Genomic DNA, 25,254 nt, shown 5'->3' with positions numbered 1-25,254 from the left:
GGGTGATCGGGCGTCGCCGGGTGGCGCGCCTCGGTGACGGGACAACGAGGCGGGGGCGCCGGGGTTACGTCCGGGGTCGCGTGTGGGGCTGTCTCCGGCCCCCAACGGTCGCTCGTCCAGTCGCTGGTCCGATCGGCTCGTCCCGTCGCGGCGGACGGTCACATGGTGGAACGCGTGGTTCGAGGCGTGGACGACGAGGGGCGCAGTTGCACCCCACGATGACGCGGACTTGGCGAACAGCAGAAGAAACGGCGTCGCGAATCCCCTTGAACCGCAGGTTCCCACGCATTTGGCAAAGTCTTCGCCAGTTTCATTGACCGTGCGTCGGCGTGACGGGTTAGGTCGGCACGGCGCCGACGCCCACGGTCACCGTGTGCCGTCTCGGAGGGGGATCGACGTCGTCTCATGGTCCGCCGCCCATCGGCGCACCCTGTCCGAGAAGAGGAACACTCGTGATCCGACTGTCCACCGGCGTCGCCCTCGGCGTCGCCGTCGCCGCAGCAGTGGCCACCCCACTGTCCGCCGCGTCCGCAGCTCCCGCCTCGGCGCCGAGCCAGGCACCCAGCCAGTCCATGAGCGCCGCACAGTCCGGAGCCGACCGGGACCACAGCGCCCTAGGGCTGTCGGCCGACGAGAAGCTCGTCGTCCGCAACTCCGTCACCGACCGCGACGGCACCCAGCACGTCCGCTACGACCGCACCTACAAGGGCCTTCGTGTCGTCGGCGGTGACCTCGTCGTCGACAAGACGGCCAGCGGCACGGTGCGCAAGGTTCGCTGGAACGGCAACGACGGCGGCAAGGTCGCGGTCTCCTCGACCAGCCCGGCAGTCACCGAGACCAGCGCGGAGAGGTCCGGCGCCAAGCGCGCGGGCTACGCCCCCAAGAAGAACGACGGGGAGCTCGTCGTCTGGGCCGGCTCCGGATCGCCGCGCCTCGCCTACGACGTGGTGACGGAGGGCGTCAAGGCCGACCAGACGCCCAGCCGGCTGCACACCATCGTCGACGCCAAGAGCGGTGCCGTCCTCACCTCGTGGGACGAGGTGGTCAACGGCACCGGCAACTCGATGTACTCCGGCACGGTCACCCTCAACACGATCCAGTCGGGCAGCAGCTGGCTGCTCAAGGACTCGCTCGGCAACTACACCACCGACCTCAACGGGGCGACGACCGGCACCGGCACCCAGTTCACCGATGCCGACAACGTGTGGGGCAACGGCGCCACGTCCTCGCGCCAGACGGCAGGCGTCGACGCCGAGTACGGCGCCGAGAAGACGTTCGCCTACTACAAGAACGTCCTCGGCCGGAACGGCATCTTCAACAACGGCGTGGGTGCTCGCAGCCGGGTCCACTACGGCAACGCCTACAACAACGCGTTCTGGGACGGCACCCAGATGACGTACGGCGACGGCGCGGGCAACACCAAGCCCCTCACGTCCATCGACGTCGCCGCCCACGAGATGAGCCACGGCGTCACGGAGAACACCGCAGGCCTCGCCTACACCGGCGACGCGGGTGGCCTCAACGAGGCGACGTCCGACATCTTCGGCACCGCCGTCGAGTTCTACGCCAACTCCGCCGCCGACCCGGGTGACTACCTCATCGGCGAGAAGATCAACATCAACGGCAACGGCACGCCGCTGCGCTACATGGACAAGCCGAGCAAGGACGGCGCGTCCAAGGACTGCTGGTCCTCGACCCTGGGCAGCCTCGACCCGCACTACTCCTCGGGTCCGCTGAACCACTGGTTCTACCTCGCCTCCGAGGGTTCGGGTGCCAAGACCGTCAACGGTGTCGCCTACAACAGCCCCACCTGTGACGGTTCCACCGTCACCGGCGGCGGCCGCAGCAACATCGAGAAGGTCTGGTACCGCACGCTGTCGACCAAGCTGACGTCGAACAGCACCTACCTCAACGCCCGCGAGGGTGCCATCGCCTCCGCCATCGAGCTGTATGGCGCGGGCAGCGCGACCTGCGCCGCGGTCGAGCAGGCATTCACCGCCATCGCGGTCCCCGCCGGCGCCCAGTCCTGCGGCGGCACCACCCCGCCGCCCACCGGTGGCAACCTGCTGCTCAACCCGGGCTTCGAGTCCGGGGCGACGAGCTGGACCGGCTCGGCCGGCCCGATCACGACCGACACGGGCCGCCCCGCCCGCACGGGCTCCTGGAAGATGTGGCTCGGCGGCAACGGCACCACCGCGACCGAGACCGAGCAGCAGAACGTCACGATCCCGTCGACGGCGACCGCCGCCTCGTTGTCCTTCTGGCTGCGCAGCGACACCGCCGAGTCCGGCAGCACCGCCTACGACACGATGAAGGTCCAGATCGTCGATGGCGCCACGACCACGACCCTGGCCACGTACTCCAACGTCGGGACGAGTGCGACGTACGCCCAGAAGTCGTTCAACGTCCTCGCCTACAAGGGCAAGACGGTGACCGTGAAGTTCCTCATGAACGAGGACTCCTCCCTCCAGACGTCGTTCGTCGTGGACGACACCGCCCTCGCCACCAGCTGACCAGATCGGTCACCCCTGACAGGTGGCGGCGGGGCCCGGGACCTCCAGCCCGACCCTGCCGCCACCACCGCACCACCTGCCGGCAGACGATCAGCGGCAGGTGGTGCGCTGTGCCTTGGGCTTGGCGAGGTCCTCGAGCAGGGCGCCGACCTCGGGGGCTGTGCCCGGCAGGTCGCCCTCGACGAGGCCGAAGGTGCCGTCCGGGGTCGTGAGCGTGACGACCATCGCGTCCGCGCCGGGCGACGCGGCCGTGGTCGACCTCGTCACGCCGGCGGCAGCGGTACGGGCGAGCGCCGTCAGGATCCCGGGAGTCACCGTGCAGGTGCCCGTGCCGGATTTCGTCGTCACCGTGGCCGAGCCGTCCTTCGCCACGACGACCTTGTCGGCGAAACCGGCGATGCCCCCGCTGCGCTCGATCGTGATCGGGAAGGAGGACGTGCCGGTGGTCGAGCTCGACGCCGTGGAGCTGGTGGCGCTGTCGGCGGGCGATCCGCACCCTCCGGTGAGGAGGGCCGCGGTGAGGGCGACGAGACTGAGCGCGGGCACGGGGGTGGGTCGCGACATACCGGACACCCTGCCACTGCGGGCCGTGGCCGGGCGAGAATGAAGCATGTCCTTCTCGATGGCAGACCTCGACGCGGCGACCGCGGTGGTGCGCACGCACTTCCCGGCGACACCACAGTTCGCCTGGCCCCTGTTGGGCGAGCACGTCGGGGCGACGGTCTGGGTCAAGCACGAGAACCAGACTCCGACCGGGGCGTTCAAGGTGCGCGGCGGCCTGGTCTACGCCGACCGGCTGGCGCGAGAACGTCCGGAGGTCACGGGCATCGTGTCGGCCACGCGGGGCAACCACGGCCAGTCGCTCGCTTATGCCGGGTCGGCTGCCGGGCTGCGCGTCGTCATCGTCGTCCCCGAGGGCAACAGCCCTGACAAGAACGCGGCGATGGAGGGGTTCGGGGCCGAGCTCGTGGTGCACGGCGCCGACTTCCAGGAGTCGCGCGAGCAGGCCGCGCGGCTGGGGGAGGAGCTCGGGCTGGAGACCGTCCCGTCCTTCCACCGCGACCTCGTCGTCGGCGTCGCCACCTACGCCAAGGAGCTGTTCGACGCTGCCGGTCCTCTCGACGCGGTCTACGTCGGTGTCGGCATGGGGTCAGGCATCGCCGGGATCGTCGGCGTGCGGGACCTGCTGGGCCTGTCCACCCGGGTCGTGGGAGTCGTGGCGGAGCAGGCGCCGGCGACCGCCCTGTCCTTCGCGGCCGGGGAGGTGGTGACGACCGAGCGGGCCGCGACGTTCGTCGACGGGGTGGCCTGCCGCACGCCCGACCCCGAGGCGATCGCCACGATCGTCGCCGGCGCCGACCACGTGGTGACGGTCAGCGAGGACGACACCGCCGAGGCGATGCGGGTGCTGCTGCGCACGACCCACCAGCTCGCCGAACCCGCTGGCGCCATCGCCCTGGCCGGCCTGCTCGCCGAGCGGGAGGCTGTCGCCGGGACGCGGGTCGGCGTGATCCTGTCCGGTGGCAACTGCGACTCCTCCATCCTCGCCGAGGTCCTCGCCGGGCGGACCCCGGCTGCCTGAGCCGTCGTCCCCGCTGCCGTCCGAAGTCGCCCGAGCCCGAGCCGTGGTGCGCCTGACCACGCCTGACCACGTCATGGCGTGGTCAGGCGCTCAAGGACCGGCGAGCAGCGGGGCGAGCCCTATCCTTGAGCCATGAACCGTGGTGTTCGTCGAGCGCTCGGGGCAGCCGTCGCCCTGGCCGTCGTCGCAGGCGGCGCGGCATGCGCCGGCGGGTGCTCGGGACCCTCCTGCGGGGGCCCGACCACACCCACCAGGACCACGACCGCCGCGTCCGGGCCGGTGCCCCTGACAGGCGGCCCCGTGCTCGCCGTAAAGATCGACAACACCTCGTCGGCCCGGCCGCGCATCGGCCTGGCCCAGGCCGACGTCGTCTACGTCGAGCCGGTCGAGGGCGGGTTGACCCGGCTGCTCGCCGTCTTCAGCCGCCACCAGGCCGCCGAGGTCGGGCCCGTGCGCAGCGGACGCGAGACCGACGTCACGATCCTCGCCAACTGGGGCAAGGTCGCGTTCGCCTACTCCGGCTCGTCGTCCTATACCGCCAAGGTGCTGGCCCGCGGGGCTCAGGTGAACCTCAGCAACGACCAGTCGGGGCGCGGCTACCGACGCGACCACTCGCGCCCCGCGCCATACAACCTCATCGGTGACCCCAAGGCCCTCCTGGCGCGCGCCGGCGGCAGTGTCGAGCCCGGCGACATCGGCTTCCGGTACGGCCCTGCGACCTCTGGTGGCACACCAGCGACCTCGGTCACGGCACGGTGGCCCGCGGCCACCGTGTCATTGCGCTGGAACGCGAAGCGAGGGCAGTACCTCGTCGTCACCGACGGCCGGCCGGACGTCAGCCCCTCCGGCACCCAGTACGGCGCCTCGACCGTGGTCGTCCAGTACGTCGCCTCCAAGGACTCCGGCAACCGTGACGTCAACGGCCGGCCCACACCGGTGGAGCAGCTTGTGGGGTCGGGCAGGGCGACCGTGCTGCGCGGCGGACGGGTGTGGCAGGGCACGTGGTCCCGCTCCGGTGCCACGTCGCCGACGACCTTCACCGCCGGCGGGAAGGTCGTGACCTTCGCGCCCCAGGGCCCGGTGTGGGTCCTCCTCGTGCCGAACGGCCAGGACGCAACCGTCCGCTGAGGGCTCGACGGCGCCGCGGACGCCGCTCGTCGTGAGATTGCTCCCACCCGCCGCACCCGCGGGACTCGGGCGACCCCGACAGGACTAGTCTCGGGCGCGAACCTCACCCATCAGCAGACGAGGACGTCAGACGTGGATCTGTTCGAATACCAGGCTCGAGACATGTTCGAGAAGCACGGTGTGCCCGTGCTCGCCGGCGCCACCGCCACGACTCCCGCGCAGGCGCGCGAGGCCGCGGAGGCCATCGGTCCCAAGAGCGGCGGCGTCACCGTCGTCAAGGCGCAGGTCAAGACCGGCGGTCGCGGCAAGGCCGGCGGTGTCAAGGTCGCCAAGAGCGCCGACGAGGCCGAGGAGCACGCCAAGGCGATCCTCGGCATGGACATCAAGGGCCACACCGTCGGCACCGTGATGATCGCCCAGGGCGCGCGCATCGCCGAGGAGTACTACTTCTCCGTGCTGCTCGATCGGGCCAACCGCACCTACCTCGCGATGTGCAGCAAGGAGGGCGGTATGGAGATCGAGCAGCTGGCGGTCGAACGTCCCGAAGCCCTCGCGCGCATCGCGGTCGACCCCAACACGGGCATCGACGCGGCCAAGGCCGCCGAGATCGTCGAGGCGGCCGGCTTCGACGCCGAGACCGGCGCCAAGATCGCGCCCGTACTCGAGCGCCTGTGGGCCGTCTACCGCGACGAGGACGCCACGCTCGTGGAGGTCAACCCGCTCGTGAAGACCGAGGACGGCGACATCGTCGCCCTCGACGGCAAGGTCACCCTCGACGCCAACGCGGACTTCCGCCACCCCGACCACGAGGCGCTCGAGGACAAGGACGCTGCCGACCCGCTCGAGGCCGCGGCCAAGGCGAAGGGCCTCAACTACGTCAAGCTCGACGGTTCCGTCGGCATCATCGGCAACGGCGCGGGCCTGGTCATGTCGACGCTCGATGTCGTCGCCTACGCCGGTGAGGAGTTCGCCGGGTCGCCCAAGCCCGCCAACTTCCTCGACATCGGCGGCGGCGCCTCGGCCGAGGTCATGGCCAACGGCCTGCACATCATCCTCGGCGACGAGCAGGTGAAGTCGGTGTTCGTCAACGTGTTCGGAGGCATCACCTCCTGCGACGCGGTGGCCAACGGCATCGTCGGCGCGCTGAACGCGCTCGGCGACGAGGCGACCAAGCCGCTCGTCGTGCGGCTCGACGGCAACAACGTGGAGGAGGGCCGGCGCATCCTCGCCGAGGCCAACCACCCGCTGGTGAGCATCGAAGAGACCATGGACGGCGCGGCCCGCAAGGCCGCCGAGCTGGCTTCGGCCGCGACGAACTGACAAGGGCCGGGAGACAACAACAATGGCAATCTTTCTCGACGAGAACTCCAAGGTCATCGTCCAGGGCATGACCGGCTCCGAGGGCATGAAGCACACCCAGCGCATGCTCGCCTCGGGCACCTCGATCGTCGGCGGCGTCAACCCGCGCAAGGCCGGCACCACGGTCGAGTTCGACGGCGGCGTCTCGGTGCCGGTGTACGGCACCGTCGCCGAGGCCATCGAAGCCACCGGCGCCAACGTGTCGGTCATCTTCGTCCCGCCGGCGTTCGCCAAGTCCGCCGTGGTCGAGGCGATCGACGCGGCCATCCCGCTCGCGGTCGTCATCACCGAGGGCATCGCGGTCAAGGACTCCGCCGAGTTCTACGCGTACTCCAAGGAGAAGGGCACGACCCGCATCGTCGGCCCGAACTGCCCCGGCCTCATCAGCCCCGGCAAGTCCAACGCCGGCATCATCCCCGCCAACATCGCGGGCGCCGGTCGGATCGGCCTGGTCTCCAAGTCGGGCACCCTGACCTACCAGATGATGTACGAGCTGCGTGAGTTCGGCTTCTCCTCCGCCGTCGGCATCGGTGGCGACCCGATCATCGGGACCACGCACATCGACTGCCTCGAGGCGTTCGAGAACGACCCCGACACCGACGCGATCGTCATGATCGGCGAGATCGGCGGCGACGCCGAGGAGCGCGCGGCGGCATACATCAAGGAGCACGTGACCAAGCCGGTCGTCGGCTACGTCGCCGGCTTCACCGCCCCCGAGGGCAAGACCATGGGCCACGCCGGCGCCATCGTGTCGGGCTCCGCGGGCACCGCGGCCGCCAAGCAGGAGGCCCTCGAGGCTGCTGGCGTCAAGGTCGGCAAGACGCCGTCCGCGACCGCCGACCTCATGCGCGAGATCATGAAGGGTCTGCAGAAGTAGGCTGCCCCGCAAGGGAATCCACGAAGGCCGCCACCCCACGGGGTGGCGGCCTTCGTGCTGCACGGTGTGCCACGTGGCCGGCGGCTGCTGCCAACCACGCGGAGCGGTGGGGGTGCTACTTCTGCCGCGCGAGCATGAGCAGCCGGTCGAGCTCGGCGAACCCCTGCTTCGGGTCGCTCATCTTCGTGATGACGATCGTCGAGACCGCTCCCGGTGTCCGCTGCGCGGTGACGCCGACCCACTCGGTGAACGGCGCGGTCCCGTCCGTGAGGACGGTCTCCAGTCGGTAGGTCCCCTCCGACGGCCCGGCGGTCGAACTCACGGTGCCGTTGCCCACGCGGCAGCCCTTGGCGAACAACGCCTTCGCCTCGGCCAGCCGGGCCGCGACGTAGGACTGCTGCACCTCGCCTGCGGACGACTCGTCCAGCTGCACCCGCTGGCGTCCGATGTACCCGGCGGGCCCGGTGCCGGCCTTCACCGACACCACACCGACGCGGCCGCCGATGCCGGCCTGCTGCTCGTCGGTCTCGCACGACGCCACCGTCGTCGAACCCTCCAGGGCACCCTGACCGGCCGACGTGGCGACCGAGCCGCTCAGCGCCGGCGACCTCCACTGGGACGCCGCCACGAACAAGGGCGAGACGGGCGCGGGCTGCGGACCGGAGACGGGCATGTCCTGCGACAGGGCGCGGGTGCTCCCCGTCGGTCCGATCGCCGGCGCGGTGCTGGGGGCCGACGGGCTCGCGGAGCCGGACCCGGCGCCGTACCGGTCGAGGCGTTGGCGGGTGAGCTCGGCGAGCGCGCTGACCTCCTTGACCGTGAAGCCGCCGGAGGCGACGTCGTTGAAGGCGGGGTCGATGACCTGGAGCAGCGCGACGCCTTGGCGTCCGGGGACGACGGCGAACCAGCCGGAGCCTGCCTCTGGGGTCGAGTAGGAGAACACGGCGTAGGCGCCGACGTACTCGGACTTCACCGTGAACGACGGCCCGTTCTGGCAGGTGCCGACCCCCTGGATGAGGGTGTTCGCTGCGGCCTGGGGCACGTCCGTCAGCCAGTACGTGGCGCCCCCGCTCACCGGCGAGCTGGCCTGGGTCATGGCGTCCTGACGAGTGGGGGCGCCGAGGGTGTCACCGCACTCGACACCGCCGCCCTTGGTGACCTTGGTGACGGTCGCGGAGCCGGCGGGCAGGTCGAGGGTCCTCTCCCAGTCCCGGGCCAGCGGGAGCAGACCCGGCTCGGCCAGGGGGTCGTCGGTCGCCGTGGCGGTCGGCGTGGCCGTCGGCGCAGGGGACGAGGACCGGGTCGCCGGGGTGACCGGCAGCGTCGTGTCCCGGCCGAGCTGGCTAAAGCCCACCGCGCCGACGACCACAGCGGCCGCAGCCGCAGCAGCGGTGAGGGCGAGCGCCCGCTGGCGGCGGCGCCGTACGCCTCGGGCCCTGACGAACCGCACGTCCGGCAGGGGCAGCGCGTCGACGTCGTGTCGCAGGGTCGCCAGGGCGCCGCGCAGCTGCTCGTCGTCGCGCGCCGTCCAGTCCTCGGGGTCAGCCGTGTTCGCCATGGGAGCTCTCCTCGTGCCGCAGGGCCTGCGCGAGCTGCGCGCGGCCCCGGTGCAGGCGCGCCTTGACGGTGCCTGCGGGGGTGTTGGTCTCGTGGGCGATCTGGTCGATGGACAGGTCGCCGATGTAGTGCATGGTCACGGCCTCGCGCACGGGCTCGGACAACGTCCGCAGAGCTGCGACGACGGCCACCCGGTCCTCGGTGGGTGGGCCGGTGGTGTCGTGGGCCCCGTGCCGTTCGTACGCGCGGTCCTGGGTGCTCTTCTTGCGCCACCCGGAGATGGCCACCCTCCGGGCGACCGTCCGCACCCATGCCAGGGGGTCGTCGTGCGTGCGGACGGTGGACCACTGCTGCCAGGCCCGCGCATACGCCTCCTGGGTGGCGTCCTGGGCGACGGTGAGGTCGCCGGTGAAGCCGTAGACGAGGTGGACGACCCGACGCGCGGTGTCGCGGTAGAACTCGTCGAACTCCGCCTCCGCCGACTGCCGTGCCATCCCCACCTCCCGCTCGCGCGTCGCCTCGCCGATGTTCCTCACTGTCATCACACCGCAGCAGACGCGACCCCGGCGACTGTGGTTGCGGCGCGTTCGGACATTTCTCGCGGCGCCCGGCGTTGCCTGCGGCCCGGTGGGCGGGCTGTCGGCGACGATGGGTCGGACATGACTGTGATGGAACTGCTGCGTGGGGCCACGTCGACATCGGGCGGGCCCGAACCGAGGGCGCTTCAGCGCTCCTTCCTGGCCGGGGCGGGGGCGGCTGCTGCCTCGGGCCTGGTGTTTGTGCTGCCCGCCCTGCTCGTGTGGGTGGCGGCGTCGGAGAGCACCGTGACCTGGACGACGTCGCTGGGGGTCGGGGCCAGCCTGTGGCTGCTGGCCACCGGCGCGCACCTCACCCTTGGTGCCGCCACGGTCACGGTCGTCCCGCTGCTCTTCCTCGGGCTCGCCGTGCTCGGTGCAGCCTGGGGTGCGGTCCGCGCGGTGCGCGAGAGCGCCGAGTCCCGCGCCATCACCCTGGTCGCCGACCTGCTCCACCGGCCCCTCGCGTCCGCCCTGGGCTCCTGGACCCTCGGGTATGCCGCGGCGGCGGCCCTATGGGCGCTGGTCGCCTCCGTCGCCGGGCCGTCCCCGGTGCTGTGGACCCTGGTCTTCCCCGTCCTCGTGGTCCCCGTCGCTGCGGCACTCCTCGCGCTCGCCCACGCCCTGCGGCGCCGGCCCGAGCTGGCGGGGGAGCGGCTGCGCCGGCCGACCTGGCTGCCCGACGCCGTCCGGCGGGGTCTGCGACCCGGTGTCGAGGGCGCTGCCGGGCTTCTCCTCACCGGGGTCCTCGTCTGCATCGTCATGGTGGTGATCCACCTCGGGAGAGTCACGTCCCTGCAGGGGGAGCTGGCGCCGGGCGTGATCGGCGGCACCGTGCTGGCGCTGGCCCAGCTGTTCGTGCTGCCCAACCTGGGCCTGTGGGCGCTGTCGTTCATGGCCGGCACGGGGTTCTCCGCTGTCGAGGGTGCCTCGTCGACCTGGACGGGGTCGCGCACGTCGCTGCTCCCCATGGTCCCGGTGTTCGGGGCCCTGCCCACCCCGGGCGCGTTCCCCGGGTGGCTGCCCGCGATCGTCCTCGTGCCGGTCGGGGTGGGTGTCCTCGTCGGCTGGCGTGCCCTGCGTTCGGTGGCCCGGTTGTCCACAGGGCGCACCAAGCTCACCGTCGTCGGTGTCGCGGTCGCCGTGGCGGGTGGGCTGATCGGGCTGCTGGACCTGCTCGGGGGTTCCTCGCTCGGCCAGGCGCGTCTGTCCTCCATCGGCGCCCCGGCTGGTGCGCTGACGCTCGCCCTGCTGGTCGAGCTGGCGGTCGGCGCCGGCCTGGTCATGGTCTGGGACCGCTGGAAGCTGCGTCGCTGAACCACGGCGTGACCGCTGGTGGGCACTGACCGGCGCCGCGTCGTACCCCGCCGTACCCCGTCGCGGCCCGTGCGGCGCCCGTTCGCCCACAGCGGACACGCTCGAGTGGAGACGGTTCGCGGGTCGTGTGACGGTGGAGCCATGACGCGATTCGGCTACACCCTCATGACCGAGCAGTCCGGCCCCCGCGAACTGGTGGGCTACGCCGTGGACGCGGAGAAGCGCGGTTTCGACTTCGCCGTGAGCAGCGACCACTACTCGCCCTGGCTGACCGAGCAGGGCCACGCTCCGTACGCCTGGACGGTGCTCGGCGCGGTCGCCCAGGCCACCGAGCGGCTCGAGCTGATGACCTACGTGACCTGCCCGACGATCCGCTACGAGCCGGCCGTCGTCGCCCAGAAGGCGGCGACGCTGCAGCTGCTCAGCGAAGGTCGGTTCACCCTCGGCCTCGGCAGCGGCGAGAACCTCAACGAGCACGTCGTCGGTGAGGGCTGGCCGATGGTGGGCGTCCGTCAGGACATGCTCGAGGAAGCCATCCACATCATCCGCGAGCTGCACACCGGCGAGCTCGTGACCTGGCAGGGGGAGTACTTCCGGGTCGACTCAGCCCGCATCTGGGACTGCCCCGAGGGTGGGGTGCCGATCGGCGTGGCCGTCTCTGGGGAGAAGTCGTTCGAGCGGTTCGGGCCGCTGGCCGACCACGTCATCGCCGTGCAGCCGGACGCCGACCTGGTCACGGGGTTCCTCAACTCGCGCAAGTCGGCCGAGAGCGGTGGGGACGCCGTGGGCATCGGCTCGCGCGCCGCCCGGGCGATCGGCCAGATCCCGATCTCTTGGGACCCCGACGCCGACAAGGCCAAGGAGCGGGCGCACGAGCAGTTCCGGTGGTTCGCCGGGGGCTGGGCCGTCAACGCCGACCTCCCGACGCCGGCGGGGTTCGCCGGTGCCTCGCAGTTCATCACCCCCGACCAGGTGGCGGAGTCCATCCCGTGCGGTCCCGACCTCGACGCCATCGTCGAGGCGGTCTCGGGCTACTGGGAGGCCGGGTTCACCGACATCGCGCTGGTGCAGGTGGGGGACGAGGGGCAGCAGCGGTTCCTCGACGAGGCGGCAGGGCCGCTGCTCGAGAAGCTGCGCTCCGCCGCCCCCTGAGCCGGCGGGCCACCGTCCGTGGACGCGGGTGCCTGCACCCGCGTCCAGGTCGGTATCGTCGTGCGCGTGACCGCGGCCGAGACGACGCAGCCCACGGGGATCGTCGTCCTCATCTCCGGGTCGGGCACGAACCTCCAGGCACTTATCGACGCCACGTCCGACGCGGCATACGGGGTCCGCATCCTCGCCGTCGGCGCCGACCGCGCCGGGATCTCCGGCCTGCACAAGGCTGCCGCCGCGGGCATCCCGACCTTCGTGTGCCGGGTCGAGGACCACGAGAGCCGGGCCGACTGGGATGCCGCGCTCGCGGAGCGGATCGCCGACCACGAGCCGGCCTTCGTCGTGTCGGCGGGGTTCATGAAGCTCCTCGGCCCCCGGGTCCTGGCCGACCACGTCGTCATCAACACCCACCCGGCCCTGCTGCCGGCGTTCCCCGGGGCCCACGCCGTGCGTGACGCCCTCGCCGCCGGGGCGTCCGTCACCGGCTGCACCGTCCACGTCGTCGACGCGGGGGTCGACACCGGGCCCGTGCTCGCCCAGTCCACCGTCGAGGTCCGGCAGGGCGACACCGAGGACACCCTGCACGAGCGCATCAAAGCCGTCGAGCACCCGTTGCTCGTCAACATCGTGGGCCGCGCGGCCCGCGAAGGAATCACCGTCACCGATGGGAAGGTCAGCATTCCGTGACCCAGCAGTCCAGCCCGAAGCCCGCTGACGACGCAGGACGCCGACCGGTCCGCCGGGCGCTCGTCTCCGTCTACGACAAGACCGGGCTGGAGGAGCTGGCCCGTGGCCTGCACGCCGCCGGGGTCGCCCTCGTCTCGACCGGGGGCTCGGCGAAGCTCATCGAGTCCCTGGGCATCCCGGTGACCGAGGTCGCCGACCTGACCGGCTTCCCCGAGTGCCTCGAGGGGCGCGTCAAGACGCTTCACCCGCGCGTGCACGCGGGCATCCTCGCCGACACCCGCAAGGACGACCACGTCCGGCAGCTGGAGGAGCTCGGGGTCGAGCCGTTCGAGCTCGTCGTCGTCAACCTCTACCCGTTCCGCGAGACCGTCGCGTCCGGTGCCTCGCCCGACGAGGTGATCGAGCAGATCGACATCGGCGGGCCGTCGATGGTCCGCGCGGCCGCCAAGAACCACCCCAGCGTCGCCGTCGTCACCGACCCGGCTGCGTATGGTGCGGTGCTGGCTGCCGTCGAGGCGGGCGGGTTCACCCTGGGCGAGCGGAAGCTGTTGGCAGCGCAGGCGTTCGTGCACACGGCCGACTACGACAACGCGGTCGCCAACTGGATGGGCAACGTCTACACCGACACCTCCGACGGCACCGGCTTCCCGGCCTGGACCGGCGCGACGTTCACCCGCTCGGCGGTCCTGCGCTACGGCGAGAACCCGCACCAGAAGGCCGCGATCTACCGGCACTGGCGTGGTGGCGTCGCCTCGGCCGAGCAGCTGCACGGCAAGGAGATGTCCTACAACAACTACGTCGACACCGACGCCGCCGTGCGCGCGGCCCACGACCACGGCGACCAGCCGACCGTCGCGGTCGTCAAGCACGCCAACCCCTGCGGCATCGCGGTCGGCTCCTCCATCGAGGCCGCGTATGCCGCCGCGCACGCCACCGACCCCGTGTCCGCCTTCGGGGGCATCATCGCCGCCAACCGCACCGTGAACCTCGCGATGGCCGAGCAGGTGAAGGACGTCTTCACCGAGGTGATCATCGCCCCTGACTTCGACGCCGCCGCGCTCGAGGTCCTGCAGGCCAAGAAGAACATCCGCATCCTGCGCCTGCCCGCCGACGCCTCGCGCAACGCCGACAGCATCGAGATGCGCCCGATCAGCGGCGGGCTGCTCCTGCAGACCGTCGACAAGGTGGACGCCGTCGTCGAGGGCGAGAAGCCGGGCGGCGACGACCCGTCGCGCTGGACCCTGGTCTCCGGCGACGCCGCTGACGAGGCGACGCTGGCCGATCTTGCGTTCGCGTGGCGCTCGGTGCGAGCCGTGAAGTCCAACGCGATCCTGTTGGCCAAGGACGGCGCGGCTGTCGGCATCGGCATGGGGCAGGTCAACCGCGTCGACTCGTGCCACCTCGCGGTGTCGCGGGCCGGGGCCGACCGCGCGCAGGGTGCTGTTGCCTCGTCCGACGCGTTCTTCCCGTTCGCGGACGGCCTGCAGGTGCTGCTCGACGCCGGGGTCAGGGCCGTCGTCGCTCCGGGTGGTTCGATGCGCGACGCCGAGGTCATCGAGGCCGCACAGGCTGCCGGCGTCACGATGTACTTCACCGGCACCAGGCACTTCGCCCACTGAGCCGACCCGTCAGGGCTGCTTGGCCAACCGCCAGGTGGCGCCCTCGACGACGACCGAGGGCCCGCCCGAATCGGCACTCTGGTGACCACTGGAGTCCCTGAGCAGCACCCCGAGGGCGCCACCCGACCCGGACTTCGCCGAGACGGTGAAGGTCAGAATGTCGCTGCCGGTGCCACCTGTCGTGGCGCCGGCGGGCGACACCTCGGTGCCCGGCGGCGCCGTGACGATGACCGACTTGTTCGGGAAGCCACGCAGGCACAGCCGAACCTCGGCGTCCTGCCCGGTCGCCACGGGCTTGCCGTCGTAACCGAACGCGATCGAGGCAGCCACCGCGCCCGGTGCCAGGCGCACGTCGGGGCAGTCGTCGGTGGTTGTCACCTGAGTCGTCACCGAGGTTGCCACCCGGGTGGCTCCGCCATCGATGCCGGGGGAGCTGCAGGCGGACAGGGCCACGGCGCACAGCCCCGTCGCCACCTTGGCCCAGCCACCCCGACGCATGCGCCGATGCTAGCTGGAGGTCAGTTCCACTCCGTGGCGGCGACCACGGACGGCAAGGTCTATGCCGGGGAGCGAACGCCCAGGGTCAGCTGGGCACGGGTTCGACCGCGTCGACCCGATCACCTGTGCAGGTGGTGACGGGTGGGGTGGTGCGTTCGGCTTCAGGGGGCAGCTTTCACACCGTCCTGCTGTGGCAGACGGCTCGGCCCGTGCCTTCGGGGAGAACAGCGAAGGCCAGCCGGGTGACGGCACGAAGACGCGGAGGCCCTCGCCGGTCACGGTCACCGGACTCACCACCGTCGCGCAGCCCAGCGCCGGCTAGTCCGGCAGGTGGTTCGATGTGGACACGCCCGGAATTCCGGGCGCGTTCACATCGAACCGATGGTCTGGCGCCGAGGCGCTGGCGTGGGACCGTGTGCGGCACCGGGCGCTTGGCTCGGCTGAGCAGGGGGTGTCGTCATGGTGTGGATCGTGATCGGTGGGGTGCTGGTCGTCGTGCTGGGGCTGGCCTGGCTGTACGACCGGGAGTGGGGCGGTGACCCCACGCCGCGACCGTCGCTGGCTCGTGGGCAGGCCGAGTCGGACCAGGCGTGGACGGCTTCCGGAGGGGTGGCGACGGCAGCGGGTTCTGACGCACCCCACAGCCGTAGAGCTGGGGTGGGTCAGCTGGTGATGTCCTTGCCGGAGAACCTCGCCCACGCCGCGAGCCAGAACACCACGGCATACACGGCGAAGAGGCCCAGCCCACGTCCGACGGCATCGAACGCCATCGGATCGCGCATGAGGTCGCCGAAGGCCGTGAAGTGGTCGACGACCAGCCACGGGTGCAGCCAGGCGAGCTGAGGCACCTGGTCGAGGATGAACGACACGATGGTGAAGATCATCAGCGCGATGGCCGCGGCGATGGGTTGCTCGGTGAGGGTCGAGATGAACAGTCCCACGGCGGCCAGCGCCGACAGGGCGGCGCTGAGGTAGAGCATGACGAGCAGCACCCGCCACAGACCCGAGGCGAACCCGACCTGCGAGCCGGACAGGGTGGTGAGCGGCCCGCCCCCGAACAGGACCAGACCCACGAGGGCACCGGGTATGGCGACGGCGCACACCCCCCAGAAGGCACCGATGCACAGCGAGAGGTACTTCACCGCGAGCAGCCGGGTGCGGTGGACGGGGACCGTGAGCAGGTAGCGCAGGGTGCCGATGTTGGCCTCACCCGCGATGGCGTCCCCCGCGAGCATCGACATGGCCAGCGGCAGGAACGCGGTGATCTCCACGCTCAGGGCGGCCAGCGGGACGAACAGTCCGTTGGAGGTGATCGACGACAGGAAAGTCGGCCCGCCCTGCTGGCTATCGGTCGACAGCTTCACCGAGATGGCCATGACGACGGGCACGGCGGCAAGGACGAGCAGGCCCGCCTGGTTGCGCCGTCGGCCGCCGATGAGGCGCAGCTCCGAGCGCAGCAACCGGGTGGACAGCCGACGCGGGCGTACGGGGCGGGGCGCCGTCGACGACGGCAGGGCCGTCGTCCGCAGGTCAGCCGCTGACATCGAAGCCCTCCCCGGTGAGCGAGACGAACAGGTCCTCGAGGCTGGGCCGGCCGACCGTGAACGAGCGGACGCCCACGCCGGCGGCCACGAGTGCTGCGACGACCGCCTCGGGTTCGAGGGTGCCGGGAGCTCCGCGCACCTCACCGTGGGCGGTGGCCACGTCGGTCACCCCGAGGCCCTCGAGGACGGCCACGGCGCGCTCGGGCTGGGCCGTATGCAGCTGCAGCGTCGTGGTCCCGCCGCCGCGGACCTCCACCGTCGTGCCCTGGGCCACCATCCGCCCCTCGCGCATGACGCCGAGGTGGGTGCAGATCTGCTCGACCTCGGCGAGGAGGTGGCTGGAGACCAGCACGGTGGCACCGTCGGAGGCGAGCGACCCGATGAGCGAGCGCACCTCGCGGGTGCCTTGGGGGTCGAGGCCGTTGGTGGGCTCGTCGAGGACGAGCAGGTCCCGGGGTGCGAGCAGCGCGCCGGCGATGGCGAGCCGTTGCCGCATACCCAATGAGTAGGCGCGGTAACGCTTTCCGGCGGCGGCGAGCAGGCCCACCCGGTCCAGCGCGGCGTCGACCCGGTGACGGGCGGTGCGGGGGTCGGCCAGGATGTCCGCCGAGTCGAGCCGCAGGAGGTTGGACCGGCCTGAGAGGTAGGGGTGGAAGGCTGGTCCCTCGACGAGGGCACCGACCCGATGCAGCGCTTCGGTGGCGCGGTCCGGGATGGGCAGGCCGAGCAGGGACCGGGTGCCGGCGGTGGGTTCGACCAGCCCGAGCAGCATGCGGATGGTCGTGGTCTTGCCCGAGCCGTTGGGACCGAGGAAGCCGTAGACCGCACCCCGGGGGACGGCGAGGTCGAGGTCGTCCACGGCCACCTGCGAGCCGAACCGCTTGGTCAGACCCCGGGTCTGGGCGGCCAGGTCGTCATCGGGAGGCCCGGCGGTGGTCGTCGACCGCGCCGCCGTGGCGAGCTGGCTCACTTGGCCGCCAGCGCGGCATACAGGCGTTGGGGGGTGACGGCGCCGATGGCGAGCCGACCGTCATCGGTGAGGACGGCGGAGAACAGAGTGCCGTTGAGCAGGTGTCCACGGCCCCACGAGCCGGACACCGTGGGAAGGGTGCGGAGCAGCCTCGCGAGCTGGCCGGAGGAGGCGGACCTGGACGTGGCCTGGGTGGGCAGCTTGGTGACGACGACGCTGGCCCATCCCCGGCCGACCACGGTGGGTCGCGGTGACGTGCTGTGCTGCGGTGCCTTCGTCGCGACGCCGGCGCCCGGGGTCGGCAGGGTGGCCTGCTTGACGGTGGTGCCGGGCGGGGGGTTGAACGCGAACTGGCTCGCCTCGGGCTTGGCGAAGCTCACGGCGGTGAAGCCGACCTCGAAGGCGGGGTTCGCGGCCTTGGTCGAGTAGACCTGCACCCGCAGGGGGATGTGCTCCTGGGCGTCGACGGAGATGCGCACCTGCGACACCAGGCTGTCGGCGTCCTTGGGGCGCAGCAGGAGGTCGTAGGCCGAGCGACCGGCCACGGACGTCGCGCCGGACGTGGTGACGCTGGTGGTCGGGTCCACCGCTGCGAGGGCGAGGCGAGCGGCGTCCTGGGGGGTCTTCGGCAGGTTGTCGGGCTCGAGTGCAGGGGGAGCGGCAGAGGCGTGCTTCACCTCATCGGGGACGAGGGCGTGCGTCGCGGACTTGTCGGTGCTCGACCAGACCCACAGGTCGCGGCCGTTGCGGATGACGTCGGACTCACCGAGGCTCCCGACGAGGGCGAGGCGGGACCGGGTCGGGCCGGCGTACCAGAGGCGCCACGTGTGGGTGCCCGTCACCGTCGAGGACAGCGACGACGAGCTGCCGCCCCCGAAGCCGTTCACGCCGGGCAGCTCCGGGAGGCCGAGCTTCGAGGTCTGCACGACCGTGCCGGACAGCCCTGCAGGCCGTGCCTGCTGCACGTCGGCGAGGAGCTGGGCCGGGGTCCGCGGCGGCAGGCTGGGGACCGCGCTGGCCGAACGGCCGGCGACGAGGGCGACTGCTGCCACCAGCGCGGCAGCTCCGACGGGGGCGGCCCATCGCAGTGCCGGGCGCTCGGTGAACAGGCTCATGTCCACACTGTGCGCCGCCGGCCCTGAGACTCTGCTGTGAACTCGTGCCATGGTGTGGGCGTGCGAGTTCTGGTGGTGGAGGACGAGGCGCGGATGGCCGCGGCCCTGGCCCGGGGGCTGCAGGCCGAGGGCTTCGTCGTGGACACGGTCGCTGACGGTCCGTCCGGATTGGAGGCCGCCCGGTTCGGCGGCTACGACGCGGTCATCCTCGACATCATGCTGCCGGGGATGTCGGGGTACACCGTGGTGCGGACCCTGCGCGAGGAGCAGAACTGGGTGCCCGTGCTGCTGCTGTCGGCCAAGGACGGCGAGTACGACCAGGCCGACGGGCTCGACTACGGTGCCGACGACTACCTCACCAAGCCGTTCTCGTTCGTCGTGCTGCTGGCCCGGCTCAGGGCCATGCTGCGCCGTGACGCGGGACCGCGGGCCACCGTCCTCGAGGCGGCTGGCGTGCGGCTCGACCCGGCCTCGCGCCGCGTGGAGGTGGACGGCGAAGAGGTCCACCTGTCGCGTCGCGAGTACCTCTTGTTGGAGCAGCTCCTGCGCGAGCACCCGGCGGTGGTGACCAAGGAGTCCCTGCTCGACCGCGTGTGGGGCACCGGGGAGCAGGGGTCGGCCAACATCGTGGAGGTCTACGTCGGCTACCTGCGCCGCAAGCTCGGCCGCGACCGGATCGAGACGGTGCGGGGCGTGGGCTACCGGATGCGGACATGAACGGCTGGCTCGAGCGGTGGGGCCTGCGCACTCGACTGATGGCCCTGGGACTGGTCGGCGTCACCGGGGCCCTCGTGGTGGGCGGCCTCCTGCTGTATGCCGCGACGGGCGTGAGCCTCGAACGCGCCACCGTCGCCGAGGCGCGGTCCAACGCGAGCGACGTGGCGGCCCTGGTCAACGACGGGCGACTGCCGGAGCCGGTGCCCGTCAGCGGCGCCCAGGTGGTGCAGGTGCTTGACGCCGGCAACCGGGTGGTCGGCGGGTCGGTGACTGCCGACCGGCTGACCCCGCTGATCAACCCGCAGGAGCGTCGGCGGCTGCTGGCCGGCGGCTGGGTCACGGTGCCCGGCAGCCGCGCCGGGCTCGGAGGTGAGCTCGTTGCCGTTGCGGTGTTGGCCGGTCCCGCCGGCAACCCCTCCGTGGTGGTGGCGGCCGTTCCCACGGCCGACCTGGAGACTAGCCGCCGGGTGCTGCGGACGCTGATGCTCGTCTTCTTCCCCGTCTTCCTGGCCCTGCTGGCCTTCACGGCCTGGCGGGTCATCGGCTACACCCTGCGCCCGGTGGAACGGCTGCGCCAGGGTGCCGAGCGAATCGGCGAGTCCGCCGACCCGAGCGAGCGGCTGCCCCTGCCCACGGCCCACGACGAGCTGTGGGCGCTCGCGACGACCCTCAACGGGATGCTGGAACGTCTGTCTGTGGCCAGCGCGAAGCAGCGTGACTTCGTCTCCGACGCCGCCCACGAGCTGCGCAGCCCCCTCGCCAGCCTGCAGACCCAGCTCGAAGTGGCCGGCCGGCTCGGCGACGGTGGCACCCTGCCGGCCGAGCTGTTGCCGGACCTGCACCGGCTCAGTGCCTTGGTCGAGGACCTGCTCGTGCTGGCCCGCAGCGGCCCGGACGCCGCGCCACCGAGGCGCGAACCGCTCGACCTGTCCGAGCTGCTCACCGAGGTCGAGCACCGGTATGCCGCCGCTCGAGTGCCCGTCCGCGTGCACCAGAGCCGTCTCGACGGCGGCGTCCGCCCGGTGGTGTCGGGATCTCGCACGGAGGTGTCGCGGGCCGTCACGAACCTCGTGGACAACGCCGTCCGCCATGCGCGCACCTGCGTCGTCGTCAGGGCGGACGTGCACGGTGACGCAGCCCGGCTCGTCGTGCAGGACGACGGCAACGGCGTGCCGCCCCAGGAGCGCGAGCGCGTCTTCGACCGGTTCGCCCGGCTCGAGGAGGCCAGGGACCGCGACTCCGGGGGGAGCGGACTGGGGCTGCCCATCACGCGAGAGCTGTTGCGCCGCAACGGCGCCCGCGTGTGGCTCGAGGATGCGGCGCCAGGGCTCCGCGCCGTCGTCCAGTTCGACCGCCTGGCCGAACAGGCTGGCTGAGGGCTGGCGTCAGTCGGGCTGGGGGGCTCGGTAGCCCGTCGGGTCGCCGGAGCCGAGGTCGACGATGGCTGCGACGGGACCTCCGCCGTCGGGGCCCTGGTGGGCGGCCGACACCGAGACGAACACGGCCGGGTCGCCGGTGATGGAGGCCGTGACACCGCCGACGGCAGCCTTGATCTGGCGGTGCCAGTGCACGTCGGAGTCGTCGAGCATGGCGTTGCGGCGACCCCGCACCTGGCCGTCCTGGCTGGTCTCGCACTTGAGGAACACGTTGACCAGTCGACCCTGCAGGTCGGACGAGTGCGGTCGTTCGGGCAGGTCGAGGCCGGCGTCCTTGATCGCTTCCCAGATCCCGTCGGCGTCGAGGGCGTCACGCATGACGGAGTGGCCGATCCGGTAGCGGCCACCGATGCCGCGGGTGTTGCCGACGACGACCACCTGCGCCCGGTCGAGCTCGACGCCCGATGAGCAGGAGGCGACCGAGGAGAACAGGCTGCGGTCGCGCAGCACGTCCTCGTCGCGCGGCATCTCGATCTCGCCGAGGGCGACTGCGATCCCGAGCGCGGTCCCGCCGTTGGACACGTCCATGGACGCGAGGGTGTCCTCGGTGAACACGTCGTTGCCGCGGCTCTTGGCGTCGCGGATGGTGTCGATCGTCAGCAGCGGCGTCTTGGTCTGCACGTAGTGGACGTCGGCGGTGTCGGTGATCCCAGCCCTCTCCATGGCGACCTTCACGGCGTCGGCGACCTTGGTGACCATGGCAGTGCGACCGATGTCCTCGGGCAGCAGGACCTCGCTCATCGCGAACCCGACCGTCAGGCGCGGCTCCTCCGACTGCTCCGCCCGGTCGGCCGGGACGGTGGCGAAGATGGTCGCGTGCGGGCTGATGATCCCGTCGGTCCCGCCGGACCACACGATCGGCACCTGCTTGACCTGGTCGGGGTCGGCGCCCTTGGCGACGAGCACCTCGCGGAAGGCGCGGTCGGCGATGATGCGGGTGTAGTCGTTGACGCCGCCGTTGCCCTCGGTCTTGCCGATGACGGCGACCACACGGCCGGCCTCGATGACGCCCTCGTCGATGAGCTTGGCCAGCTCGCTGGCGTCGGAGACGCTGTGGAGCGGCACCTTGCGGACCTCGATGGCTTCGGGCACGTGACTCACCTTCCGGTTGGAGTTGTAGGCGTGGGAGCTGCAGGTGTTGCGGTTGCTGGTGATTCGATGATGGTGCCGACATCGCCGGTGAGGGCGTCGGCGATGCGGTCGAGGGCCGTGATGACGCTGCGCCGGCCCCCACCTCGCACGAACCGGAGAGCCGCCTCGACCTTGGGGCCCATCGAGCCGGAGGCGAACTCGCCGTTCGCGGCATACCTCTCCATCTCCTCGAGCGGGACGCGACCGAGCGGGCGCTCGTCACCGGTGCCGTAGCCGAGGACCGCGTGCTCGACGTCGGTGGCGATGACGAGGACGTCCGCCCCGGTGGCGCGGGCGAGCACGACGGCGGTGAGGTCCTTGTCGATGACTGCCTCGACGCCCTGGACCGAGCCGTCGGGCAGCCGCACGACCGGTATGCCGCCGCCACCGGCCGCGACGACGACGTACCCCGCCGCGAGGAGGGTGAGGACGGTGTGGGTGTCGAGGACCTCGAGCGGCTCGGGGGAGGCCACCATGCGACGCCACCCCTTGTCGCCGCGGTCCTGCCAGGTCTCGCCGTGCTCGATCAGCCGCAGGGCCTGGTCGTGGGGCAGGAACCGGCCGATCGGCTTCGTGGGCGTCGTGAACCCCGGGTCGTCGGGGTCGACGAGCGTCCTGGTGACGACGGCGGCGGCGCGGTGGTCCAGCCCACGCGACGCGAACGCGGCCTCCAGGGTGTCGAGCGCGGTGAAGCCGATGGTGCCCTGCGTCTGGGCGCCGCACCAGTCCAGGGGGACCGGCGGGACGACGTGTGCGGCCAGCTCGTTCTTCACCAGCAGGTTGCCCACCTGGGGCCCGTTGCCGTGGGTGAGGACGACCTCGTGACCGGCCTCGACGACGGCGGCGACGTGGACCATCGCGCGGGCGATGGCGTCGCGCTGGGCCTGCGGAGTGGCACTGCCGTCGGGGCCGGTCATGGCGTTGCCACCGAGCGCGATCAGGACCCGCATGCCACCTCCCCACAGTCGTCGTGCGGCGAGCCTAGGGAGGACGGGTGCTCGCTGACGTTGGCAGGACCTGCTGGGGCGAGGGCGGTGGGGTTGGCAGATGTGCGACGCCGAGCGGACAGGGTCAGCCGAGGGCCACGACGAGGTCGCGGACCACCTCGGGGTCGTCGAGGGTGTCGCCGAACAGCTCGCGCAGCTGGCCCACGCGGTAGCGCACCGTCTGCTGGTGCACGAACAACGCGTCGGCGACGGCCTCGCGACGTCCGCGGTGGAGCAGCCACAGCCGCAGCGTCTCCTCGAGCTTCTCGCGCGCGACCGGGGTGAGGTCGTCCAGCGGGGCGAGCACGGTGCGGCGCAGGTCGGCGAGGGCCTCGGGGTCCGCGCCCCGCACGAGGTCGGACAGGTGGGCCTCTGTGTCGTAGGCCGCCCGCTCCCCACGGCTCCCGCCGGCCGTGAGGCGGTGCGCTCGAAGGGCTCGTTGGTAGGAGCTGCTCGCGAGCAGCCATGGACGGGTCGGCCCGACGACGGCTGCCCTGGTCCCGATCGACCGCAGCAGCTTGGCTCGGGCGCCGGGGGAGAGGTCCGGAACGAGGAGCGCGGCGACGTCCTCGTCGGCCGGGACGTCCGGCAGGTCCTCGGCCAGCACCAGCGAGCGTGGGTCCACCAGGCTGCGTATGCCGTGCAGGTCGGCCTCGCGGGTGAGCACCGTGGTGATCGTGGCCGGCTTGTCCCACCGGGCTCGGTCGATCCGCCGCAGCAGCACCTCCTCGGAGGCGCCGCGGAGCAGCTCGAGCGCGAGCCGGTCCCGGTGCTGTCGCTGCAGGCGTTCGGACGTCTCGAGCTCGTCGGCGTGGCCGGCGACGCTCGCTGCGGACAGCTCGTCGATGTAGGCGAAGACGAGCTCGGCGAACTGGGCCAGCTGGCCGGCGTCCATCCCCGCCTCGACCGCCACGGCCGACAGCTGCCGCCACGAGACCCGTGCGCCGACACGGTAGGCCGACAGCAGGGCGTCGACGCTGCGGCCGCTGCGGGCCTCGCCTCGACCGAGCTCGTAGGAGCCACGCTGGGCTGGACGCAGTGGGGTGGAGGCGTCCCCGGACCGGGCGGCCAGCGTGAGGAAGCTGCCCAGGGCCATCTGCACCGCGGCCTCGATGTTGTCGACCATGAAGCTGCGCGCGGCGGCATACACAGGAACCTCGAGGATGATGGCGGCGACGGCGTGCTCGGCGACCGAGGGCAGGTGCGACCGCAGGGCGGTCTGCACCTCGGGCGACAGGGTGAGGGCGGCTGCCCGGTCGGCGGTCACCGTGGGTGATTCGTGGGGATTCGCGGATCTTTTTGTCATCTACGAACAACTCTCGTGGGAGAACTCACGCGTACTGGTCAGGATTTTAGACCCCGGAGCCAGCATGATGGAACCATGACCGCAGTTCTCCCTCCCCGCACGGCTCACAGCGCCCCACCCCGGCGCTCGCTGCGCGACACCCTTACCCGCGTGGCCCAGGCCGTGACCACCCCCGTCGTGCCGGCCGAGTACCTCGACCTCATCGCCCCGATGCGCAGCGGCGCCGACCTGCGTGGACGCGTTCTGTCGGTCACCGCCGAGACCCGCGACGCCGCCACGGTGCGGATCAAGCCCGGCCGCGGCTGGAAGGGCCACGTGCCCGGCCAGTACATCCGCATCGGTGTCGACGTGAACGGCGTCCGCAACTGGCGCGCCTACTCCCTCACCTCGCTCATCGGTGACCCGGACGGCGCCGTGGCCATCACGGTCAAGGCCATCGACGGCGGCAAGGTCAGCAACCACGTCGTGCGCGAGCTCGTGCCCGGGACGCTGATCCACCTCGACCAGGCCACCGGCGAGTTCACCCTCCCGGCCCCGGCGCCGCGCAAGGCGCTGTTCCTCACCGCAGGCAGCGGCATCACCCCGGTCATGGGCATGCTGCGTAACCACCTCGCCGAGCTCCCCGACGCGGTCATGGTCCACTCGGCCCCGACCCGCGACGACGTCATCTTCGGTGACGAGCTGCGGGCCTGGGCCACGGCCGAGTCGCTGCAGCTCGTCGAGCTGCACACCGACACCGACGGCGTGCTGAGCCCTGCGGACCTCGACCGCATCGTGCCCGACTGGCGCGAGCGCGAGACCTGGTGCTGTGGCCCCACCGGCATGCTCGACGCCATGGAGGCCCACTGGGAGCAGGCCGGCCTCGCCGACCGCATCCACACCGAGCGCTTCCGCCCCGTGATCATCTCCGAGGGCGAGGGTGGCACGGTCACCTTCCGCAAGAACGGCACCGTCATCGAGTCCGACGGCGCCACCCCGATCCTCGACGCCGGCGAGGAAGCCGGCGTCCTCATGCCGTCCGGGTGCCGTATGGGCATCTGCTTCGGCTGCGTGCTCCCGCTGCGTGAAGGAGCTGTGCGCGACCTGCGCAACGGCGAGCTCACCGTGGCCACCCCGGACGACGACGTCCGCATCCAGACCTGTGTGTCGGCGGCCGCCGGCGCCTGCGAGATCGACCTCTAGGAG

23 protein-coding genes are annotated in these 25,254 nt (G+C 71.8%); 13 read left to right on the top strand and 10 right to left on the bottom strand.

The genetic code is table 11. The annotated features are described in order from the left end of the window. Positions 1-452 precede the first annotated feature (452 nt). Entirely contained in the window at positions 453-2,513 is a 2,061-nt protein-coding gene (locus ABEG17_RS04180; RefSeq protein WP_406832029.1) for a M4 family metallopeptidase, read from the top strand. Between the two features lie 90 nt (positions 2,514-2,603). On the opposite strand, the gene ABEG17_RS04175 is transcribed toward ABEG17_RS04180, so the two are convergent. Further along, entirely contained in the window at positions 2,604-3,077 is a 474-nt protein-coding gene (locus ABEG17_RS04175) for a hypothetical protein (RefSeq protein ID WP_406832028.1), read from the bottom strand. A gap of 46 nt (positions 3,078-3,123) precedes the next feature. Here ABEG17_RS04175 and ABEG17_RS04170 point away from each other — a divergent pair, with 46 nt between their 5' ends. The 4 genes from ABEG17_RS04170 to sucD all read left to right on the top strand — a co-directional run bounded on the left by ABEG17_RS04170 (position 3,124) and on the right by sucD (position 7,459). Then, complete coding sequence (locus tag ABEG17_RS04170) at positions 3,124-4,095, top strand: threonine dehydratase (protein ID WP_406832027.1); 972 nt, start codon at positions 3,124-3,126, stop codon at positions 4,093-4,095. A gap of 132 nt (positions 4,096-4,227) precedes the next feature. Beyond that, complete coding sequence (locus tag ABEG17_RS04165) at positions 4,228-5,223, top strand: DUF3048 domain-containing protein (RefSeq protein WP_406832026.1); 996 nt, start codon at positions 4,228-4,230, stop codon at positions 5,221-5,223. Positions 5,224-5,355: 132 nt separating this feature from the next. Continuing rightward, a complete protein-coding gene (gene sucC / locus ABEG17_RS04160) occupies positions 5,356-6,543 on the top strand; it encodes an ADP-forming succinate--CoA ligase subunit beta (protein WP_406832025.1) in 1,188 nt (395 codons plus the stop codon). Positions 6,544-6,565: 22 nt separating this feature from the next. After that, complete coding sequence (gene sucD / locus ABEG17_RS04155) at positions 6,566-7,459, top strand: succinate--CoA ligase subunit alpha (protein ID WP_406832024.1); 894 nt, start codon at positions 6,566-6,568, stop codon at positions 7,457-7,459. Between the two features lie 115 nt (positions 7,460-7,574). On the opposite strand, the gene ABEG17_RS04150 is transcribed toward sucD, so the two are convergent. Together ABEG17_RS04150 and ABEG17_RS04145 are read right to left on the bottom strand one after the other, a co-directional pair. After that, on the bottom strand, positions 7,575-9,017 hold the full coding sequence (locus ABEG17_RS04150; protein ID WP_406832023.1) for a hypothetical protein: 1,443 nt from the start codon (positions 9,015-9,017) through the stop codon (positions 7,575-7,577). Then, positions 9,001-9,552: an RNA polymerase sigma factor gene (locus tag ABEG17_RS04145; RefSeq protein WP_406832022.1), complete on the bottom strand. Its 552-nt coding sequence runs from the start codon at positions 9,550-9,552 to the stop codon at positions 9,001-9,003. Before ABEG17_RS04145 ends, ABEG17_RS04150 begins: the two co-directional genes overlap by 17 nt. Positions 9,553-9,675: 123 nt before the next feature. On the opposite strand from ABEG17_RS04145, the gene ABEG17_RS04140 reads away from it, so the two are divergent. From ABEG17_RS04140 to purH, 4 genes are all read left to right on the top strand, one after another. Continuing rightward, on the top strand, positions 9,676-10,908 hold the full coding sequence (locus ABEG17_RS04140; protein WP_406832021.1) for a DUF6350 family protein: 1,233 nt from the start codon (positions 9,676-9,678) through the stop codon (positions 10,906-10,908). A 141-nt stretch (positions 10,909-11,049) separates the two neighbouring features. Continuing rightward, positions 11,050-12,060 carry an LLM class F420-dependent oxidoreductase gene (locus tag ABEG17_RS04135; protein ID WP_406832020.1) on the top strand — a complete coding sequence of 337 codons (1,011 nt, stop codon included), beginning with the start codon at positions 11,050-11,052 and terminating at the stop codon, positions 12,058-12,060. 66 nt (positions 12,061-12,126) lie between these two features. Continuing rightward, positions 12,127-12,747 carry a phosphoribosylglycinamide formyltransferase gene (purN, locus tag ABEG17_RS04130; RefSeq protein ID WP_406832019.1) on the top strand — a complete coding sequence of 207 codons (621 nt, stop codon included), beginning with the start codon at positions 12,127-12,129 and terminating at the stop codon, positions 12,745-12,747. Continuing rightward, positions 12,744-14,366, top strand: a complete 1,623-nt coding sequence (purH, locus tag ABEG17_RS04125) for a bifunctional phosphoribosylaminoimidazolecarboxamide formyltransferase/IMP cyclohydrolase (RefSeq protein ID WP_406832018.1) — start codon at positions 12,744-12,746, stop codon at positions 14,364-14,366. Before purN ends, purH begins: the two co-directional genes overlap by 4 nt. Positions 14,367-14,375: 9 nt before the next feature. Here the strand turns inward: purH and ABEG17_RS04120 are convergent, their stop codons facing one another. Further along, entirely contained in the window at positions 14,376-14,864 is a 489-nt protein-coding gene (locus tag ABEG17_RS04120) for a hypothetical protein (RefSeq protein ID WP_406832017.1), read from the bottom strand. 190 nt (positions 14,865-15,054) lie between these two features. Here ABEG17_RS04120 and ABEG17_RS04115 point away from each other — a divergent pair, with 190 nt between their 5' ends. Further along, entirely contained in the window at positions 15,055-15,186 is a 132-nt protein-coding gene (locus ABEG17_RS04115; RefSeq protein WP_406833250.1) for a hypothetical protein, read from the top strand. Positions 15,187-15,526: 340 nt separating this feature from the next. Here ABEG17_RS04115 and ABEG17_RS04110 read toward each other — a convergent pair whose 3' ends face one another. Genes ABEG17_RS04110 through ABEG17_RS04100 form a run of 3 tightly spaced genes read right to left on the bottom strand, consistent with a single transcriptional unit; the run spans position 15,527 to position 18,493 of the window. Beyond that, entirely contained in the window at positions 15,527-16,408 is an 882-nt protein-coding gene (locus ABEG17_RS04110) for an ABC transporter permease (RefSeq protein ID WP_406832016.1), read from the bottom strand. Continuing rightward, entirely contained in the window at positions 16,395-17,378 is a 984-nt protein-coding gene (locus ABEG17_RS04105) for an ABC transporter ATP-binding protein (protein WP_406832015.1), read from the bottom strand. Before ABEG17_RS04105 ends, ABEG17_RS04110 begins: the two co-directional genes overlap by 14 nt. After that, positions 17,375-18,493 carry a LolA family protein gene (locus tag ABEG17_RS04100; RefSeq protein WP_406832014.1) on the bottom strand — a complete coding sequence of 373 codons (1,119 nt, stop codon included), beginning with the start codon at positions 18,491-18,493 and terminating at the stop codon, positions 17,375-17,377. Before ABEG17_RS04100 ends, ABEG17_RS04105 begins: the two co-directional genes overlap by 4 nt. A 60-nt stretch (positions 18,494-18,553) precedes the next feature. Between ABEG17_RS04100 and ABEG17_RS04095 the strand changes: the two genes are divergently transcribed. Then, positions 18,554-19,210, top strand: a complete 657-nt coding sequence (locus ABEG17_RS04095) for a response regulator transcription factor (RefSeq protein ID WP_406832013.1) — start codon at positions 18,554-18,556, stop codon at positions 19,208-19,210. After that, positions 19,207-20,586, top strand: a complete 1,380-nt coding sequence (locus ABEG17_RS04090; RefSeq protein WP_406832012.1) for an ATP-binding protein — start codon at positions 19,207-19,209, stop codon at positions 20,584-20,586. Before ABEG17_RS04095 ends, ABEG17_RS04090 begins: the two co-directional genes overlap by 4 nt. A gap of 9 nt (positions 20,587-20,595) precedes the next feature. On the opposite strand, the gene ABEG17_RS04085 is transcribed toward ABEG17_RS04090, so the two are convergent. The 3 genes from ABEG17_RS04085 to ABEG17_RS04075 form a co-directional block, all read right to left on the bottom strand. After that, entirely contained in the window at positions 20,596-21,738 is a 1,143-nt protein-coding gene (locus tag ABEG17_RS04085) for a ring-opening amidohydrolase (RefSeq protein ID WP_406832011.1), read from the bottom strand. A gap of 5 nt (positions 21,739-21,743) precedes the next feature. After that, positions 21,744-22,727, bottom strand: coding sequence for a carbamate kinase (locus ABEG17_RS04080; RefSeq protein ID WP_406832010.1), 984 nt, complete (start codon positions 22,725-22,727; stop codon positions 21,744-21,746). 121 nt (positions 22,728-22,848) lie between these two features. Beyond that, positions 22,849-24,030, bottom strand: a complete 1,182-nt coding sequence (locus ABEG17_RS04075; protein ID WP_406832009.1) for a PucR family transcriptional regulator — start codon at positions 24,028-24,030, stop codon at positions 22,849-22,851. Between the two features lie 114 nt (positions 24,031-24,144). Here ABEG17_RS04075 and ABEG17_RS04070 point away from each other — a divergent pair, with 114 nt between their 5' ends. Further along, positions 24,145-25,251, top strand: coding sequence for a ferredoxin reductase (locus tag ABEG17_RS04070; protein WP_406832008.1), 1,107 nt, complete (start codon positions 24,145-24,147; stop codon positions 25,249-25,251). The last annotated feature ends 3 nt before the right edge of the window (positions 25,252-25,254 follow it).

It is taken from the genome of Pedococcus sp. KACC 23699, from assembly GCF_045348425.1.
Classification (GTDB): Bacteria; Actinomycetota; Actinomycetes; order Actinomycetales; family Dermatophilaceae; genus Pedococcus.
Note: the sequence above shows the minus strand (reverse complement) of the source record. Positions and strands in the feature narration are given on the sequence as shown.